Here is a 16,037-nt window from a genome sequence, read left to right on the forward strand (position 1 = left end):
CGCAGGTGCTCAGGCCAAGGTGACGACACCCAGCTCGGCCGTCGCGACCAGCAGCGGGTGGGCGGGGACGACGCGCACCGTGTAGCCGAACGGGCCGCTGCGCGGCAGGGCGACCTCGGCGTCGTACCGGTGCCGGCCGCCGTCGTAGGACTCGGTCGCGTGCAGCACGGCGACGGCCGGCTCCACGAGCTCGTCCTCGGCGTCGACCCGCCCGTGGACGAGCTGGACCTCGACGTCGGAGGGGGTGAGGTCGCCGAGCGCGACGTCGGAGCGGACCGTCATCGGGGCACCGACCAGCGGCTCGTCGCCGAGGCCGATCGCCTCGACGTGCTCGACGCGCACACCGGGCCAGGCGGCGCGCACCCGGTGCTTCCACTGGGCGAGCTCGCGCGCGCCCGCGTAGTCGCTGTTGAGCGCGCGGGCGTTGCCGGCCGCCGGCGCGTAGAGCTGACGGACGTAGTCGCCGACCATCCGCGTCGCCAGCACCTTGGGGCCGAGCGACTTCCAGGTGTGGCGGAGCATCTCGACCCACCGGATCGGCACACCGTCACCGTCGACGTCGTAGAACCGCGGCGCGACCTCGTTCTCGATCAGGTCGTAGAGCGCGCCGGCCTCGAGGTCGTCCCGGCGGTCCTGGTCGTCAAGGCCGTCGGCCGAGGGGATCGCCCAGCCGTTCTCGCCATCGAACCACTCGTCCCACCAGCCGTCGAGGATCGACAGGTTGAGTCCGCCGTTCAGCGCGGCCTTCATGCCGGAGGTGCCGCAGGCCTCGTAGGGCCGCAGCGGGTTGTTGAGCCACACGTCGCACCCGGGGTAGAGCGGCTGCGCGAGCGCGATGTCGTAGTTGGGGAGGAACACGATCCGGTGCCGGACGTCCTCGGCGTCGGCGAAGCGGACCAGCTCCTGGATGAGCTTCTTGCCACCGTCGTCGGCCGGGTGCGACTTGCCGGCGATGACCAGCTGCACCGGGCGCTCCGGGTGGAGCAGCAGCGCGCGGAGGCGGTCCGGGTCGCGCAGCATCAGCGTGAGCCGCTTGTACGACGGCACCCGCCGCGCGAAGCCGATCGTGAGCACGTCCGGGTCGAGCGCCGAGTCGATCCAGCCGAGCTCCGCGCGGGCAGCGCCGCGCTTCTCCCACGAGCGGCACAGCCGCCGCCGGGCGTCGGCCACGAGCTGCTCCCGGAGCACGCGCTTGGTGCGCCACAGGTCACCCGCGGGCACCTTGTCGACGGCGGCCCAGAAGCTCTCGGCGTCGTCGCTGTCGGGGTCGGCGCCGTGGGCCGTGGCGAGGGCGATCACCTCGCGGGCGACCCAGGTCGGCGCGTGGACGCCGTTGGTGATCGATCCGATCGGGACCTCGGCCTCGTCGAACGCCGGCCACAGGCCGTTGAACATCCCCCGGCTCACCTGGCCGTGCAGCTGCGAGACGCCGTTGGCGCGCTGCGCCAGCCGGAACCCCATCACGGCCATGTTGAAGACGCCGGGGTCACCGCCCTCGTAGTCCTCGGCGCCCAGGGCGAGGATCCGCTCGACGGGGACGCCGGGGGTCGGCCCGGCGTCGCCGAAGTACTGCTCCACCAGAGTCTCGGGGAACCGGTCGATGCCGGCCGGGACCGGGGTGTGCGTCGTGAAGACGGTCGACGCGCGGCCGACCTCCAGCGCGGTGTCGATGTCGAGGTGGGGGCCGCCCTCACCCACGGTGAGCTCGCGGATCCGCTCGATGCCGAGGAAGCCGGCGTGGCCCTCGTTGGTGTGGAAGACCTCGGGGTCGGGCGCGCCCGTGATCCGGCAGTACGCGCGGATCGCGCGGACGCCGCCGACCCCGAGCAGGATCTCCTGGCGCAGGCGGTGCTCGCTGTTGCCGCCGTACAGCCGGTCGGTGATGTCGACGTAGTGGTCGGGGTTGCCCTCGACGTCGGTGTCGAGCATCAGCAGCGGCACCCGCCCGACGCTGGCCACCCAGATCCGGGCCAGCAGGTCGGGGCCGTCCGGCATCGCGAGCGAGATCGTCGCGCGGCTGCCGTCGGCCTCGTGCAGCTGGGAGATCGGCAGTCCGTCGGGGTCGAGCACCGGGTAGGTCTCCTGCTGCCAGCCCTCGCGGGAGAGCGACTGCTTGAAGTAGCCGTGGCGATAGAGGAGGCCGACGCCGATGATCGGCACCCCGAGGTCGCTCGCGGCCTTGAGGTGGTCGCCGGCGAGGATGCCGAGGCCGCCGGAGTACTGCGGCAGCACGGCGGTGATGCCGAACTCCGGCGAGAAGTACGCGATCTGGCGCGGCCACGCGACGTCGGGGTCGCGGCCCTCGGAGACCCGCTGGTACCAGCGCGGCTCGGTCAGGTAGGCCTCGAGATCGGCACGGACCTCGCCCAGCCGCCGGACGAAGCCCTCGTCGGCGGCGAGCTCGTCCCAGCGTGCGGCCGGGACCTCGCCGAGCAGGCGGACCGGGTCGTGGCCGGACGACGCCCACAGCTCGGGGTCGACCTCCGCGAACACGTCCTGGGTCTCGGGATGCCAGGACCAGCGGAGGTTCGAGGCCAGCTCACCCAGCGGAGCCAGCGTCGGAGGCAGGAGCGGACGGACGGTGAATCGACGGATCGCGCGCACCCTCCGACGTTATCCGAGGGCGACTTGAACGATCCAATGCGGGCCGTCCGAGATTTCCGCGACAGACTGTCGGCTAACCCGTAACCCTCGTCCTCCTCGTCCGTTGGCGCACATAGGCGACGGGCGGGACAGAGTCATGGGGGCTGTCCCGCCCGTCTCCCCTTCGAATGGCGCGAGCGCGTTCTGGCAAGTCCTAGGCTGACCTCGATGTCCAGTCCCTCGCCGCTCAGTCCCGTGTCCGAGCACCAGCAGCGGATCACCGACCTGGTCGGCCTGCTCCCTCCCACGACCGTCCCGCTCGCCGAGGCGGTCGGGCTGGTGCTGGCGGAGCCGGTCGTCGCTCAGGAGTCGCTGCCGTCCTTCGACAACTCCGCGATGGACGGGTACGCCGTACGCGCCGCCGACATCGCCGGCGCGAGCCCGGAGTCGCCGGTCGTGCTCCCGGTGGTCGCCGACATCCCCGCCGGCTCGCCCGTCGGTGACCTCTCGCCCGGGACCGCGCACCGGATCATGACCGGGGCACCCCTCCCCCGCGGCGCCGATGCCGTCGTCGAGGTCGAGGCCACCGACAGCGGCACGGATGCCGTCGCGATCACCGCCGCCCGCGACGCGGGCTCGTTCATCCGCTGCGCAGGCGTCGACGTGACCGCCGGGGCGACGGCACTGCCGGCAGGCGTCCTCATCGGCCCGGGCCAGGTCGGCCTCCTCGCCGCGCTCGGCATGCACGACGTCGTCGCTCACCCCCGCCCGCGGGTGCTCGTGTGCTCCACCGGGTCGGAGCTCGCCGAGGACCCTGTGCCCGGCTCGGGCCAGATCCGGGACTCCAACAGCGCCATGCTCGCCGCCGCGGTCGAGGACGCCGGCGGGGTCGCGCTCCGTCGGCTGTGGGTCGCCGACGACGTGCCGAGGTTCCTCGAGACGCTCGACGCCGAGCTGCACGCCGGGGTCGACCTGCTGCTGACCTCCGGCGGTGTGAGCGCCGGCGCCTACGAGGTGGTCAAGGACGCGCTCGGCCCGCGCGGCGTGGAGTTCACCAAGGTCGCGATGCAGCCGGGCATGCCCCAGGGCTCGGGCCGGTACGCCGACACGCCGGTCGTCTGCCTCCCCGGCAACCCGGTGAGCTCGCTCGTGTCGTTCGAGGTGTTCGTCCGGCCCGCGCTGCGGGCGTCGTACGGCCATCCCCGGCCGCACCGCCCCGTTCTCCGGGCGGAGCTCCCGGTCCCCGTCACCTCGCCTCCCGGGAAGCGGCAGTTCCGCCGCGGCCGGCTCGACCGGGCCACCGGCACGGTCGAGCCGTGGGGTCCGGCGGGCTCGGGCTTCCTCGGCTGGCTCGCCGGCGCGGACTGCCTCATCGACATCCCGGCCGACGTCACCGAGCTCGCGGAGGGAGACCAGGTCGACGTCTGGGACCTCTCCGGCGGCTGATCCGGGCCGTCGGGCGCGGCCGGTTCGCACCGCTCACCAGGTAAATGGTTGGGTGGGTGACATGGTCGGACGCATCCCCGTGATCGACGTGATGCCCCTGGTCGACAACGGTCGGCTCCCCGCGAAAGCGACGGTCGGCGAGCCGTTCCCGGTCTCGGCGACCGTGTTCCGCGAGGGACACGACAAGCTCGGGGCGGAGGTGGTGCTGACCGGTCCCGACGGCAAACGACGCCCGCCGGTCCGCCTGCTCCAGCTGCCGGCCGTCGACCGGCACACGGTCAGCCGCTACGGCGCCTGGGTCACGCCGGACCTCCCCGGTGCGTGGTCGTTCGAGATCCACGCGTGGTCCGACCCGGTCGGCACCTGGCAGCACGACGCGGGGATCAAGATCCGGGCCGGGGTGGACGTCGAGCTGATGTTCACGGAGGGCCGGCTGCTCCTCGAGCGGGTGCTCGCCGGCCTGAGGCGGACCGAGAAGGAGGCCGCCGAGGTCCTGCGCGGCGCGATCGCCGCGGCCGCCGACACCGACCGTCCGGTCGCCGCGCGGCTGGCCCAGCTGGAGTCCCCCGAGCTGTCCGCGGTGCTGCTCGCCCACCCGCTGCGCGAGCTGGTCACCGTCGACGGCCCCTACGCCGCCTACGCCGACCGGCCGCGGGCGCTCTTCAGCAGCTGGTACGAGTTCTTCCCGCGCTCCGAGGGCGCCTACCGCGACCCCAAGACCGGCAAGGTCGTGAGCGGCAGCTTCGCGACAGCGGCCAAGCGCCTCGACGCGGTCACCGCCATGGGCTTCGACGTCGTCTACCTCCCGCCGATCCACCCGATCGGCGAGGTCAACCGCAAGGGGCCCAACAACACTGTGCTGTCGGGCCCGGGCCCGGCTCCCCTCGACTGGCCCGGCTCCCCGTGGGCGATCGGTAGCCGCCACGGCGGCCACGACGCCGTCCACCCGGACCTCGGCACCCTCGCCGACTTCGACGCGTTCGTCGCCCGCGCCGGCACACTCGGCCTCGAGGTCGCGCTCGACCTCGCGCTCCAGTGCGCGCCCGACCACCCCTGGGTCACCACGCACCCCGAGTGGTTCACGACCCGCGCCGACGGCACGATCGCCTACGCCGAGAACCCGCCCAAGAAGTACCAGGACATCTACCCCCTCAACTTCGACAACGACCCCGAGGGGCTGGCGCAGGAGGTCCTGCGGGTGGTCCGCCACTGGATGGCGCACGGGGTCCGGATCTTCCGCGTCGACAACCCGCACACCAAGCCCGTTGCGTTCTGGCAGTGGCTGCTCGCCGAGGTGCGCTCGACTGATCCCGACGTGCTGTTCCTGTCGGAGGCGTTCACCAAGCCGCCGATGCTGCAGACGCTCGGCGCGATCGGATTCCACCAGAGCTACACCTACTTCACCTGGCGCACCGCCAAGGACGAGGTCGAGGACTACCTCCGCGAGGTCGCGACCGAGTCGGACCACCGGATCCGGCCCAACTTCTTCGTCAACACCCCCGACATCCTCCACGAGTTCCTCCAGTACGGCGGACCGCCGGCGTTCAAGATCCGCGCCGTGCTCGCGGCGATGGGCTCGCCGAGCTGGGGCGTCTACGCCGGCTACGAGCTGTGCGAGCACGTGGCGGTCCGGCCCGGCAGTGAGGAGTACCTCGACTCCGAGAAGTACCAGGTCCGGATCCGCGACTGGGATGCCGCGGAGAGGGACGGCCAGACGCTCGCGCCGTACCTCACGAGGCTCAACGAGCTGCGCCGCGCGCACCCTGCCCTGCAGCTGCTGCGCAACCTCGTGATCCATCCCACGGACGACGACGCCATCGTCTGCTTCAGCAAGACCGCCGGCGCTGACAGGGTGATCGTCGTGATCAACCTCGACCCGCACGCCACGCGCGACACCATGGTCCATCTCGACCTCGCGGCGCTCGGCCTCGACCCCAGCACCAGCTTCGCTGTCCACGACGAGCTGACCGGCAACGACTGGCACTGGGGTGCCGACAACTACGTCAGACTCGATCCGCGGGAGGAGCCGGCCCACGTGCTGACCGTCAGGCTCGTCCCGTGAACCAGGTGATCAACAACGAGCCCGAATGGTTCCGCACCGCAGTCTTCTACGAGGTCCTGGTCCGGTCGTTCCGCGACTCCAACGCCGACGGCACGGGTGACTTCCGCGGGCTGGCGGAGAAGCTCGACTACCTGGAGTGGCTGGGGGTCGACTGCCTGTGGGTCCCCCCGTTCTTCACGTCGCCGCTGCGCGACGGTGGCTACGACGTGTCGGACTACAACGACATCCTCCCGGAGGCCGGCACCGTCGACGACTTCCACTACTTCCTCGACGAGGCCCACAAGCGCGGCATCCGCGTGATCATCGACTTCGTCATGAACCACACGAGTGACCAGCACCCGTGGTTCCAGGCGTCGCGCAGCGACCCGGACGGGCCGTACGGCGACTTCTACGTCTGGTCCGACACCGACGAGCTCTACGAGGAGGCGCGGATCATCTTCGTCGACACCGAGCCGTCGAACTGGACCTGGGACCCGGTCCGCGGGCAGTACTACTGGCACCGGTTCTTCCACCACCAGCCGGACCTCAACTTCGACAACCCGAAGGTCCTCGAGGCGATGCTCGACGCCATGGACTTCTGGCTGTCCATGGGCCTCGACGGCTTCCGCCTCGACGCGGTCCCCTACCTCTACGAGCGGCCGGGCACCAACGGCGAGAACCTGCCCGAGACCCACGAGGCGCTCAAGAAGGTCCGTCAGTTCGTCGACGAGAAGTACCCCGGCACGGTCCTGCTGTGCGAGGCCAACCAATGGCCCGACGACGTCGTCGAGTACTTCGGCGACCCGGCCGTCGGCGGCGACGAGTGCCACATGGCCTTCCACTTCCCGGTGATGCCCCGCATCTTCATGGCCGTACGACGCGAGTCGCGCTACCCGGTTTCGGAGATCATGGCCGCCACGCCGGAGATCCCCGACGGCTGCCAGTGGGGCATCTTCCTCCGCAACCACGACGAGCTGACGCTGGAGATGGTCACCGACGAGGACCGGGACTACATGTGGGGCGAGTACGCCAAGGACCCCCGCATGAAGGCCAACATCGGCATCCGCCGCCGACTCGCTCCGCTGCTCGACAACGACACCAACCAGATCGAGCTCTTCACCGCGCTCCTGCTCTCCCTGCCGGGTTCGCCGGTGCTCTACTACGGCGACGAGATCGGCATGGGCGACAACATCTGGCTCGGTGACCGCGACGGGGTCCGCACGCCGATGCAGTGGACGCCCGACCGGAACGCCGGGTTCTCCGCGGCGACGCCGGGCAAGTTGCACCTGCCCGTTATCCAGGACCCCGTCTACGGGTACCAGAGCGTCAATGTCGAAGCTCAGCTCGAGAACGCATCCTCCCTGCTGCACTGGACACGCCGGATGATCCACGCCCGTCGCAAGCATCCCGCCTTCGGCCTCGGGTCGTTCTCCGACCTGGGCGGGTCGAACCCGACGGTGCTGTCCTACGTCCGTGAGCACAAGGACCCCAAGGCCGAGGACAGCGACATCATCATGTGCGTCAACAACCTGTCCCGGTTTCCCCAACCGGTCGAGCTGGACCTCCGTCGCTACCAGGGCCGGGTGCCGGTCGAGCTGCTCGGCGGCGTGCCGTTCCCCGCGGTCGGCGAGCTGCCGTACTTCCTCACCCTCAGCGGCCACGGCTTCTACTGGTTCCGACTGACCAACCCCGATCTCGACGAGCGGCCGGTGATCTGACAACCATGGCCACCAGGACGGAAACGCTCCAGGCCTACATCCGCAGCGCGCGGTGGTTCGGCGGCAAGGGTCGCGACTTCACCGTGACCGACGTACGCCGCCTCGGCACCGTGCCGGGCCGCGACGACCCACCCGTCGTCGTGGACCTCGTCGAGCTGACGTACGCCGACGACGGGTCCACAGACCTCTACCAGCTCCCCCTCGTGCTGGCGACCGACCCCGACGGCGGTCTCGACCACGCCTTCGTCGGCTGGTGGGAGGACGCCGACCACGGGTGGGTCCACGCCTACGACGCCATCCACCACCGGCCGAGCATGTCGCTGGTCCTCGACGCGTTCGTGAACCCCGACGACTCGAGCGGGCTCCGTTTCGTGCGCGTGCCCGGCCACGACCTGGACCTCGACGCGATCCCCGCTCCGTTCAGCGGCGAGCAGTCCAACTCGTCGGTGCTGTTCGGCGAGGACGCGGTGCTCAAGTTCTTCCGGAAGATCACCCCCGGCGAGAACCCCGACATCACCACCCACCAGGTGCTCACCGAAGCCGGCTCCACCCACGTCGCGGCCCTCTACGGGTGGGTCGAGACGGCCACCGACGACGGGGTGCCGCTCCACCTGGCGATGCTGCAGCAGTTCCTGCGCACGGCGAGCGACGGCTGGGAGATCGCCCTGGCGAGCGTGCGTGACCTCTTCTCCGAGGGCGACCTCCACGCCGACGAGGTCGGGGGCGACTTCGCGGCCGAGGCGGCGCGGCTCGGCACCGCGCTGGCGGAGGTGCACGAGCAGCTGCGCGAGGCGTTCGGCGTCGGCAGCGCGGTCGCCGAGGTGGTCGCCCAGCAGATGGCCGACCGGCTGCAGCAGGCGATCGCGGTGGTCCCCCAGCTCGAGGAGCACGCCGACCGGCTGCGCGGTGCCTACGCCCGTCTCGGCGGTCTCGGCGACTTCCCGGTGCAGCGGATCCACGGTGACCTCCACCTCGGACAGACCCTGCGCACGATCAAGGGCTGGAAGATCGTCGACTTCGAGGGCGAGCCGGCGAAGCCGCTGACCGAGCGGCTGCTGCCCGACTCGCCGTGGCGCGACGTCGCCGGGATGCTGCGGTCGTTCGACTACGCGCCGCACGCCGTCGCCCGCTCCGCCGCGGACGACGACCCCCACGTCACCTCGCAGCGCGAGCACCGGGCCGACGAGTGGGCGGCCCGCAACAAGGAAGCATTCCTGACGGCGTACGCCGGCGGGCTCAACTCCGAGGAAGGGGTCCTGGTGGCGGCGTACGTCGCGGACAAGGCCGTCTACGAGTGCGTCTATGAGGCGCGCAACCGGCCCTCCTGGCTCCAGATCCCCCTGGCCGCCGTCGCAAGGATCGGCACACCATGAGCACTCGCAACCCCCGGAACCCCGCCGAGCTCGGCGAGCTCGACCTCCACCTCATCGGCGAGGGCCGCCACGAGCAGCTGTGGCAGGCGCTCGGCGCGCACGTCCGCGACGGCGGCACGTCGTTCGCGGTGTGGGCACCGAACGCCCGCTCGGTCAGCGTCGTCGGCGACTTCAACGGCTGGGACGGCAACGCCCACACCATGCAGCCCGCCCCGTCCGGCGGGATCTGGACCGTCTTCGTCCCGGGCGTCGGCACCGGCGCCTACTACCAGTTCCTCGTGCACGGAGCCGACGGCGTCTGGCGCCAGAAGGCCGACCCGATGGCGTTCGCGGCCGAGGTGGCTCCGGCGACCGGCTCGCGGGTGTTCGAGTCCACCCACGTCTGGCAGGACGACGCCTGGCTCGCGGAGCGCGCCCAGAAGCTCGCTGTGAACGAGCCGATGGCCGTCTACGAGATGCACCTCGGCTCCTGGAAGCGCCACCCGGACGGGTCGTTCTGGTCCTACGACGAGCTCGCGGAGGACCTGCCGGCGTACCTCGCGGACCTCGGCTTCACCCACGTCGAGCTGATGCCGGTCATGCAGCACCCGTTCGGCGGGTCCTGGGGCTACCACGTCACGTCGTACTTCGCGCCGGACTCGCGGTTCGGCGACCCCGACGGCTTCCGCCGGCTCGTCGACGCCCTGCACGCCGCCGGCATCGGCGTGATCCTCGACTGGGTGCCGGGCCACTTCGCGACCGACGAGTGGGCCCTGGTGCGGTTCGACGGCAGCCCGCTCTACGAGCACCCCGACCCGCGGCGCGGCTGGCACCCCGAGTGGGGCTCGCACATCTTCGACTTCGGGCGGCGCGAGGTGCGCAACTTCCTGGTCGCCAACGCCCTGTACTGGCTGGAGGAGTTCCATGCCGACGGGCTGCGGGTCGACGGCGTCGCCTCGATGCTCTACCTCGACTACGCGCGCAACGACGGCGAGTGGGTGCCCAACCAGTACGGCGGCCACGAGAACCTCGAGGCAGTCCAGTTCCTGCAGGAGCTCAACGCCACCGTCTACAAGCGGGTGCCGGGCGCCGTGACGATCGCCGAGGAGTCGACGTCGTGGCCCGGTGTCACCGGGGCGACGTCCGGCGGCGGCCTCGGTTTCGGCTTCAAGTGGAACATGGGCTGGATGCACGACTCGCTCGGCTACCTCAAGCGCGACCCCATCCACCGCGCCTACCACCACGGCGAGCTGACGTTCGCGCTGGTCTACGCCTACTCCGAGAACTACGTCCTGCCCCTGAGCCACGACGAGGTCGTGCACGGCAAGGGCTCCCTGCCGCGGAAGATGCCCGGTGACGCCTGGCAGCAGCTCGCCAACCTGCGCGCCTTCCTCGGCTACATGTGGGCCCACCCGGGCAAGCAGCTGGTGTTCATGGGCACCGAGCTCGCCCAGCTGTCGGAGTGGGCGGAGTCGCGCGAGCTCGACTGGTGGCTGCTGGCCGAGCCCGAGCACCTCGGGATGCAGAGCATGGTCCGCGACCTCAACCGGCGCTACGCCGAGCTGCCCGCCCTGTGGCGCCTGGACAACGACCCCGACGGCTTCGTGTGGATCGACGCCAACGACGCGGGCCACAACACCTTCTCGTTCCTCCGGCGCACCGCCGACGACGAGCCCGACCTGGTGTGCGTCACCAACTTCGCCAACCAGACCCACTCCGGCTACCGGCTCGGGCTCCCCGTCGCCGGGACCTGGACCGAGGTGCTCAACACCGACGCCGAGCTCTACGGCGGCTCCGGGACGGGCAACCTCGGCCAGGTCCCCGCCGAGGCCGCCCCGGACCTGGAGGCGCTCGCCCCGGGTGGCAGCCCGGCGTACGCCGTCCTCACGCTGCCCCCGCTCGCGACCCTGTGGCTGCGGGCACCCGCCGCTGGTTGAGGTGCGAGCGCAGCGAGCCTCGAGACCAAGGCGTCGCTAGGGTGGATGCCGTGCCCGACCAGCCCGACACGCACGTCGCGACCGTGTCCGACCGGGTCGCCCGGATCGACTGGTCCTCGCAGCTGACCGACCGTGGTTGGCAGGCCGCGGTCGACGTCGTACGACGCGACGTGGCGGCCGCCCTCGTCGACCACGACCGGGTCGAGGCGCTGGTCCCGGTCGACGACGACCAGGCGCAGCGGATCGCGACCTGGTCGGGCCTGCGTCGCGAGGGCGTGCGCCGCGGGGTCTCCGGCGACCTGGTGGTCTACGCGCGCCTCGTCGACGACGTGCCGGTGCACGAGCCCGGCGGCTTCCGCGCCCTGCTCAACTCGTTCCTTCCCCGCAAGCGGGCGATCAGCCAGATGCTCATCCGCGACGACTCCCCCGAGCCGCGCGTCCTGCTCTGCCAGCTGACCTACAAGTCCGACTGGGACCTGCCCGGCGGCGTGGTCGAGGTCGGTGAGTCTCCCCAGCTCGCGGTGGGGCGCGAGGTCAGCGAGGAGCTGGGCCTCGAGATCCCGGCCGGGCCGCTCCTCCTCACCGACTGGCTACCCCCGTGGGGCGGCTGGGACGACGCCCTCTGCCTCGTCTTCGACGGCGGCGTCCACGACCCCTCGCTCGTCGAGCGGATCGTCCCCCAGGCGCGCGAGATCAGGTCCGCGGAGTTCTGCACGCTGGCCGAGGTCGACGAGCGGGCTGCCGACTTCAGCGCGCGACGGATCCGGGCGGCCGTCGCCAACCTGGGCGGCGGGTCGGCGTACACCGAGTCGGGCCGCTGAGTCCGGGCGCAGCGCGACCAGGACTCCGAGGACGAGCACTGCTCCGCCAGCGAGCTCGGCTGTCGTCGGCTGCTCCCCGAGCAGCAGCCAGGCCGACCCGATGGCGACCGGAGGCACCAGCAGGATCCACGGCACAACCGCGGCCGACGGGTTGCGGGAGAGCAGGCCGTTGAAGATCCCGTAGCCGACGAGCGACGCGAGTCCCGCCGTGTAGAGGGTGGAGACGACGGCCTGCCAGCCAAAGGCGGAGGCGGCCTCGGAGAACGCACCGGGACCGTCGAGGGCGAGCGCGAGTGCCGCCAGCGGGGCTGGTACGACGAGCGCCGACCACACGGTGAGCGGGAGTCCGCCGCGGATGCCGGACGCTCGCGAGACCACGTTGCCGATCGCCCACGAGAGGGCCGCGAGCAGGCACAGCGCCAGGGCGAGCATTGGCACGTGGCCGCCGCGGCCCATCCCGACGACGAGCAGTCCGACGACACCGAGCCCGACACCGATCGCCTGCGCGCGGGTGGGGCGCTCCCGCAGGACTGCGGCGGCGATCAGGATGGTGAGCACCACCTGAGCTTGGAGCACCAGACCGGCGAGCCCGGCCGGCATCCCCGCCGCCATCGCGCTGTAGAGGAGGCCGAACTGGCCTAGCGACATGAAGGCGCCGACCGCCAGGATGGTTCGCCACGGTGCATCCGGGCGCGGCACCAGCCAGATGGCCGGGACGAGCACGACCAGGAACCGTGCCGCGAGGAACAACAACGGCGGCACATCCCCCATCCCCCACTCGATCACGACGAAGTTGAAACCCCACAGGCTCGCGACGAAGGCGGCGAGGAGGCAGTCACGGCGGCTCACAGCCCGATCCTGACCGCCACGATCGTGAAGCACCAGCGAATGTTCTTGACGCTCTCCGTGTAGCATCGCTACATGATCGACCTCGCTGCCCTGACCGGGCTCCGCGCAGTCGCCACGCACGGCTCGGTGATCGCGGCCGCGGAGGCGACCGGGTTCACGCCGAGTGCCGTCTCGCAGCAGGTCAAGCGCCTGGAGCGGCAGGTCGGCGTACCCCTCCTCGAGCGGGTCGGCCGGGGGGTCATGCTCACCAGCCACGGCCGGCACCTCGTCGACGCGGGCGAGCAGGTCCTCGCCGACCTCGAGCAGCTCGAGACCGAGCTCCAGCACCGTGCCGGCGTGGTCACCGGGGCGGTCCGCCTGGTCGCGTTCTCCACGGCGATGCGCGGGCTGGTGGCCCCCGTCGCGCGCCGACTGCTCGACGCGCATCCCGACCTCCGGCTCACCCTCGACGAGCGCGAGCCGTGGGACGCCGTCGACCTGGTCGCCGCCGGTCAGTGCGACGTCGGGATCGTCCACCGCTGGGGAGGCGTCGCGCTCGCCGTGCCCGACCATGTCGCGACCACCCGGATCGCCGACGACGTCGCCGACCTGGTCGTGCCGCGGGAGCACCCGCTCGCCGGCCGCCGGAAGGTGACGCCGCGCGACCTGCTCGAGGTCGACTGGATCGCGACCCCGGAGGGCACGATCTGCCGGCAGTGGCTGCACCGGATGTACGACGGCACCGGCCGCCCGCCGCGCATCGCCCACGTGTCGATGGAGTTCGAGTCCCACCTGGCTCTCGTCGCGGCCGGCCTGGGCGTCGCCCTCGTGCCCCGCCTCGGCCGGGCGCCGCTCGGCCCCGACGTCGTCGCGATCGAGGTCACCGACCCCGTGCCGACCCGGCTCGTCGACGCCCTCCACCGCCGCACGATGGCCGACTCCCCTGCCGTCGCTGCTGTGCTGGGGGCGCTGCGGGGGGCCTGAGGAATACCCGGTCGACCGGGTATTCCGCGGGTTGTCCGCTTCTGCAATGGCTGACAACCCGTGGGATACCCGGTCAACCGGGTATTCCGCGCCCCTCGCCACCCGCCCCGTCCAACACCTCACGCGCCAGCATCGTCGACCCCACGACAGCGGCGGGCATCATCAGGATCGCGCCGAACGGGATGAGGAAGCACAGCTGCACGACCGCGCCGAAGCCGAGCATCGTCGAGCCGTGGTCGGCCAGCAGCGCCTTCTGCGCGGCCCGGTCCATGCCACGAGCCTCGAGACCGCGGGAGACGAGCTCCCCGGCGAGCAGCCGGCCGGCGATCATGACGCCCAGCACGGGCCCGACGACAGGCCCGATCACCGGGACCAGCCCGATGACGAAGACCAGGGCGGTGGTGGCCACGCCGAGCGCCACCAGCCCGAGCCCGTCGACCGCACCGCGCAGCCAGCCGACGCCCCGCTCCGGGACCTCGCCGCCGAGCATCAGCTCGGTCTCCTTCCAGATCTTCTCGTAGAAGGGATCGCCCACTGCGAGAGTGAGGCCGGTGAAGGTGACGACGGACAGGAAGAGCGAGCCGAGGATCACTGCGACGTAGAGGCCGACGCGCAGGACGTTGCGCCACAGGTCGGACCAGTCGTCGGCGAACGGCGTCGCCCAGCCGATCAGGTCGTCGGCAAGGAGCACGATCGCGATGAACAGGCCGACGAGGAGGACCAGCACGAGCACCGCCGGCACCATGCCGAGGAGCATCAGCCCGGGCCGCTGTCGCCACATCCGCAGCCCCCGGAGCAGGAAGCCCGCCCCGTGCGCGAAGCCCATGTCCGGGCCGATCAGAACAGGGCCGACGCCAGCGCCTGGCGGCCCTTGAGGACCCGGGGGTCCTCGTTTCCGACCGCGGCGAAGAGGCTCACCAAGTGGTCCCGCGCGCGGTCCCGCTCCTTGCCGGACGTACGGCGCACGAGCTCGACCAGGCGCGCGAAGGAGTCCTCCACATGGCCGCCGAGCAGGTCGAGGTCGGCGACCATGATCTGGGCGTCGACGTCGTCGGGGTTCGCGGCCGCCTCCGCCCGGGCGGCGCTGAGGTCGACGCCCTGGGTGCGCTGCAGGATCTTCGCCATCGCCAGACCGGCGGTGGCCTCGGCGTCGGCCGGGTTGGAGTCGACCAGCTTCTGGTACTCCGCCACGGCCGTGTCGATGTCACCCGCCGCGAGCGCGTCCTGCGCCGGGGCGTAGCGCGGGTCGGGCCCGGCATCCTCGGCGGCCTCGTCGCCGCCGGGTGGTGCCGCGAGAGGCTGGTGGCGACCGGTGATGCCCTGCGCGGTGAGCTGCTGGCCGAGCTGGTTGAACAGCGTGCTCAGCTCCTCGCGGCTCACCAGGCCGGGGATCGGCTGGATCGCGGGCCGGCCGTCGAGGAACACCATCAGCAGCGGCACCGGGAGCTGCTGCAGCTGGCTGGCCTGCGCGATCACCTGGCCGATCTGCGGCTGGGCGTCGACGTCGACGAGCCCGGCGAGGAAGCGCCCGTCGTACTGCCCGACGAGGTCGGCGACGTCGTCGGCCATCTGGCTGCTCTCGGGCGCCTGGGACGGCGAGTGGAAGACCAGCACCACCGGCGCGGTCGTCGAAGCCTGGAGGACCGTCTGGAAGTTCTGCTCGTCCACGTTGACGGCGTACGACGACCCGGCCGCTGCGGCGGCTCCGGGACTGCCGCCCCCTGGCGGTGCCTGTGGGGTCGCGGGTCGCTTCAGGGCCGACAGGTCGATGGCTCCCCGGCCCATGAACGGCTGCTGCGTCATGCCGCAGAGTCTAGGAGGAGGGGTCGACCTCGTAGTCGCCGGCCGCGGCCCGGACCGGGCGGAGCAGCTCCGAGAGCTCCCGCAGCTGCGCCTCGTCGAGGCTGTCGAGGGCGAACCCGGCGGCGACCAGGTCGGCGGTCGCCCGCTCGACGAGCTCGCGGCCGGCCGGGGTGATCTCGGCGAGCACGGCCCGGCCGTCCTCGGGGTGCGGCAGCCGGCGGATGTGCCCGCTGGACTCGAGCCGGCGCACGATCGACGTCACCGACGTCGGGTGGACCTGGAGCCGCTCCCCCATCTTCCCCAGCGGCAACGAGCCCCGCGACGAGAAGACGAGCAGCACCAGCGCCTCGTAGCGGGCGAAGGACAGCCCGTGCGGCTTCAGCAGCGCGTCGAGCCGCGCGAGCACCAGCTGCTGGACCCGCATGAGCGAGGTGACCGCGTGCATGGCGGGTACGGCGCCCCAGCGTTGGCCCCACTGCCGGGCGGCCTCGTCGATCGGGTCGAAGTCCAGCATCACGCAGCCA

11 protein-coding genes and 1 pseudogene are annotated in these 16,037 nt (G+C 71.7%); 7 read left to right on the top strand and 5 right to left on the bottom strand.

Going from position 1 to position 16,037, the window contains the following annotated elements:
* Window positions 1-9: 9 nt before the first annotated feature.
* Complete coding sequence (gene glgP, locus F0U47_RS15155; protein WP_149751315.1) at window positions 10-2,604, bottom strand: alpha-glucan family phosphorylase; 2,595 nt, start codon at window positions 2,602-2,604, stop codon at window positions 10-12.
* A gap of 207 nt (window positions 2,605-2,811) precedes the next feature.
* On the opposite strand from glgP, the gene F0U47_RS15160 reads away from it, so the two are divergent.
* The 6 genes from F0U47_RS15160 to F0U47_RS15185 all read left to right on the top strand — a co-directional run bounded on the left by F0U47_RS15160 (window position 2,812) and on the right by F0U47_RS15185 (window position 11,898).
* Entirely contained in the window at window positions 2,812-4,029 is a 1,218-nt protein-coding gene (locus F0U47_RS15160; RefSeq protein ID WP_149751316.1) for a molybdopterin molybdotransferase MoeA, read from the top strand.
* 61 nt (window positions 4,030-4,090) lie between these two features.
* Entirely contained in the window at window positions 4,091-6,091 is a 2,001-nt protein-coding gene (locus tag F0U47_RS15165) for an alpha-1,4-glucan--maltose-1-phosphate maltosyltransferase (RefSeq protein ID WP_149751317.1), read from the top strand.
* Window positions 6,088-7,788: a maltose alpha-D-glucosyltransferase gene (treS, locus tag F0U47_RS15170; protein WP_246159647.1), complete on the top strand. Its 1,701-nt coding sequence runs from the start codon at window positions 6,088-6,090 to the stop codon at window positions 7,786-7,788. The genes F0U47_RS15165 and treS overlap by 4 nt, the downstream gene beginning before the upstream one ends.
* 5 nt (window positions 7,789-7,793) lie before the next feature.
* Complete coding sequence (locus tag F0U47_RS15175; protein ID WP_149751319.1) at window positions 7,794-9,161, top strand: maltokinase N-terminal cap-like domain-containing protein; 1,368 nt, start codon at window positions 7,794-7,796, stop codon at window positions 9,159-9,161.
* On the top strand, window positions 9,158-11,077 hold the full coding sequence (glgB, locus tag F0U47_RS15180; RefSeq protein WP_149751320.1) for a 1,4-alpha-glucan branching protein GlgB: 1,920 nt from the start codon (window positions 9,158-9,160) through the stop codon (window positions 11,075-11,077). Before F0U47_RS15175 ends, glgB begins: the two co-directional genes overlap by 4 nt.
* Window positions 11,078-11,127: 50 nt before the next feature.
* Window positions 11,128-11,898: an NUDIX domain-containing protein gene (locus tag F0U47_RS15185; RefSeq protein ID WP_149751321.1), complete on the top strand. Its 771-nt coding sequence runs from the start codon at window positions 11,128-11,130 to the stop codon at window positions 11,896-11,898.
* Window positions 11,899-11,919: 21 nt separating this feature from the next.
* On the opposite strand, the pseudogene F0U47_RS15190 reads toward F0U47_RS15185, so the two are convergent.
* Window positions 11,920-12,813 (bottom strand): annotated as a pseudogene (locus F0U47_RS15190) (EamA family transporter); the annotation flags it as partial.
* Between the two features lie 6 nt (window positions 12,814-12,819).
* Between F0U47_RS15190 and F0U47_RS15195 the strand changes: the two are divergent.
* Window positions 12,820-13,710 (top strand): LysR family transcriptional regulator, encoded by an 891-nt coding sequence (locus tag F0U47_RS15195; protein WP_149751322.1) that lies wholly within the window; start codon window positions 12,820-12,822, stop codon window positions 13,708-13,710.
* A gap of 73 nt (window positions 13,711-13,783) precedes the next feature.
* On the opposite strand, the gene F0U47_RS15200 is transcribed toward F0U47_RS15195, so the two are convergent.
* The 3 genes from F0U47_RS15200 to F0U47_RS15210 are packed head-to-tail and all read right to left on the bottom strand — an operon-like array spanning window position 13,784 to window position 16,027.
* Window positions 13,784-14,536 (bottom strand): EI24 domain-containing protein, encoded by a 753-nt coding sequence (locus F0U47_RS15200; RefSeq protein WP_149751323.1) that lies wholly within the window; start codon window positions 14,534-14,536, stop codon window positions 13,784-13,786.
* An 11-nt stretch (window positions 14,537-14,547) separates the two neighbouring features.
* On the bottom strand, window positions 14,548-15,513 hold the full coding sequence (locus F0U47_RS15205) for a co-chaperone YbbN (protein WP_149751324.1): 966 nt from the start codon (window positions 15,511-15,513) through the stop codon (window positions 14,548-14,550).
* Between the two features lie 10 nt (window positions 15,514-15,523).
* The gene (locus F0U47_RS15210) at window positions 15,524-16,027 is read right to left on the bottom strand and encodes a MarR family winged helix-turn-helix transcriptional regulator (RefSeq protein WP_149751325.1); all 504 of its coding nucleotides are present in this window, start codon (window positions 16,025-16,027) and stop codon (window positions 15,524-15,526) included.
* Window positions 16,028-16,037 lie beyond the last annotated feature (10 nt).

The organism is Nocardioides antri, from assembly GCF_008373765.1.
In the GTDB taxonomy this organism is placed as follows: domain Bacteria; phylum Actinomycetota; class Actinomycetes; order Propionibacteriales; family Nocardioidaceae; genus Nocardioides; species Nocardioides antri.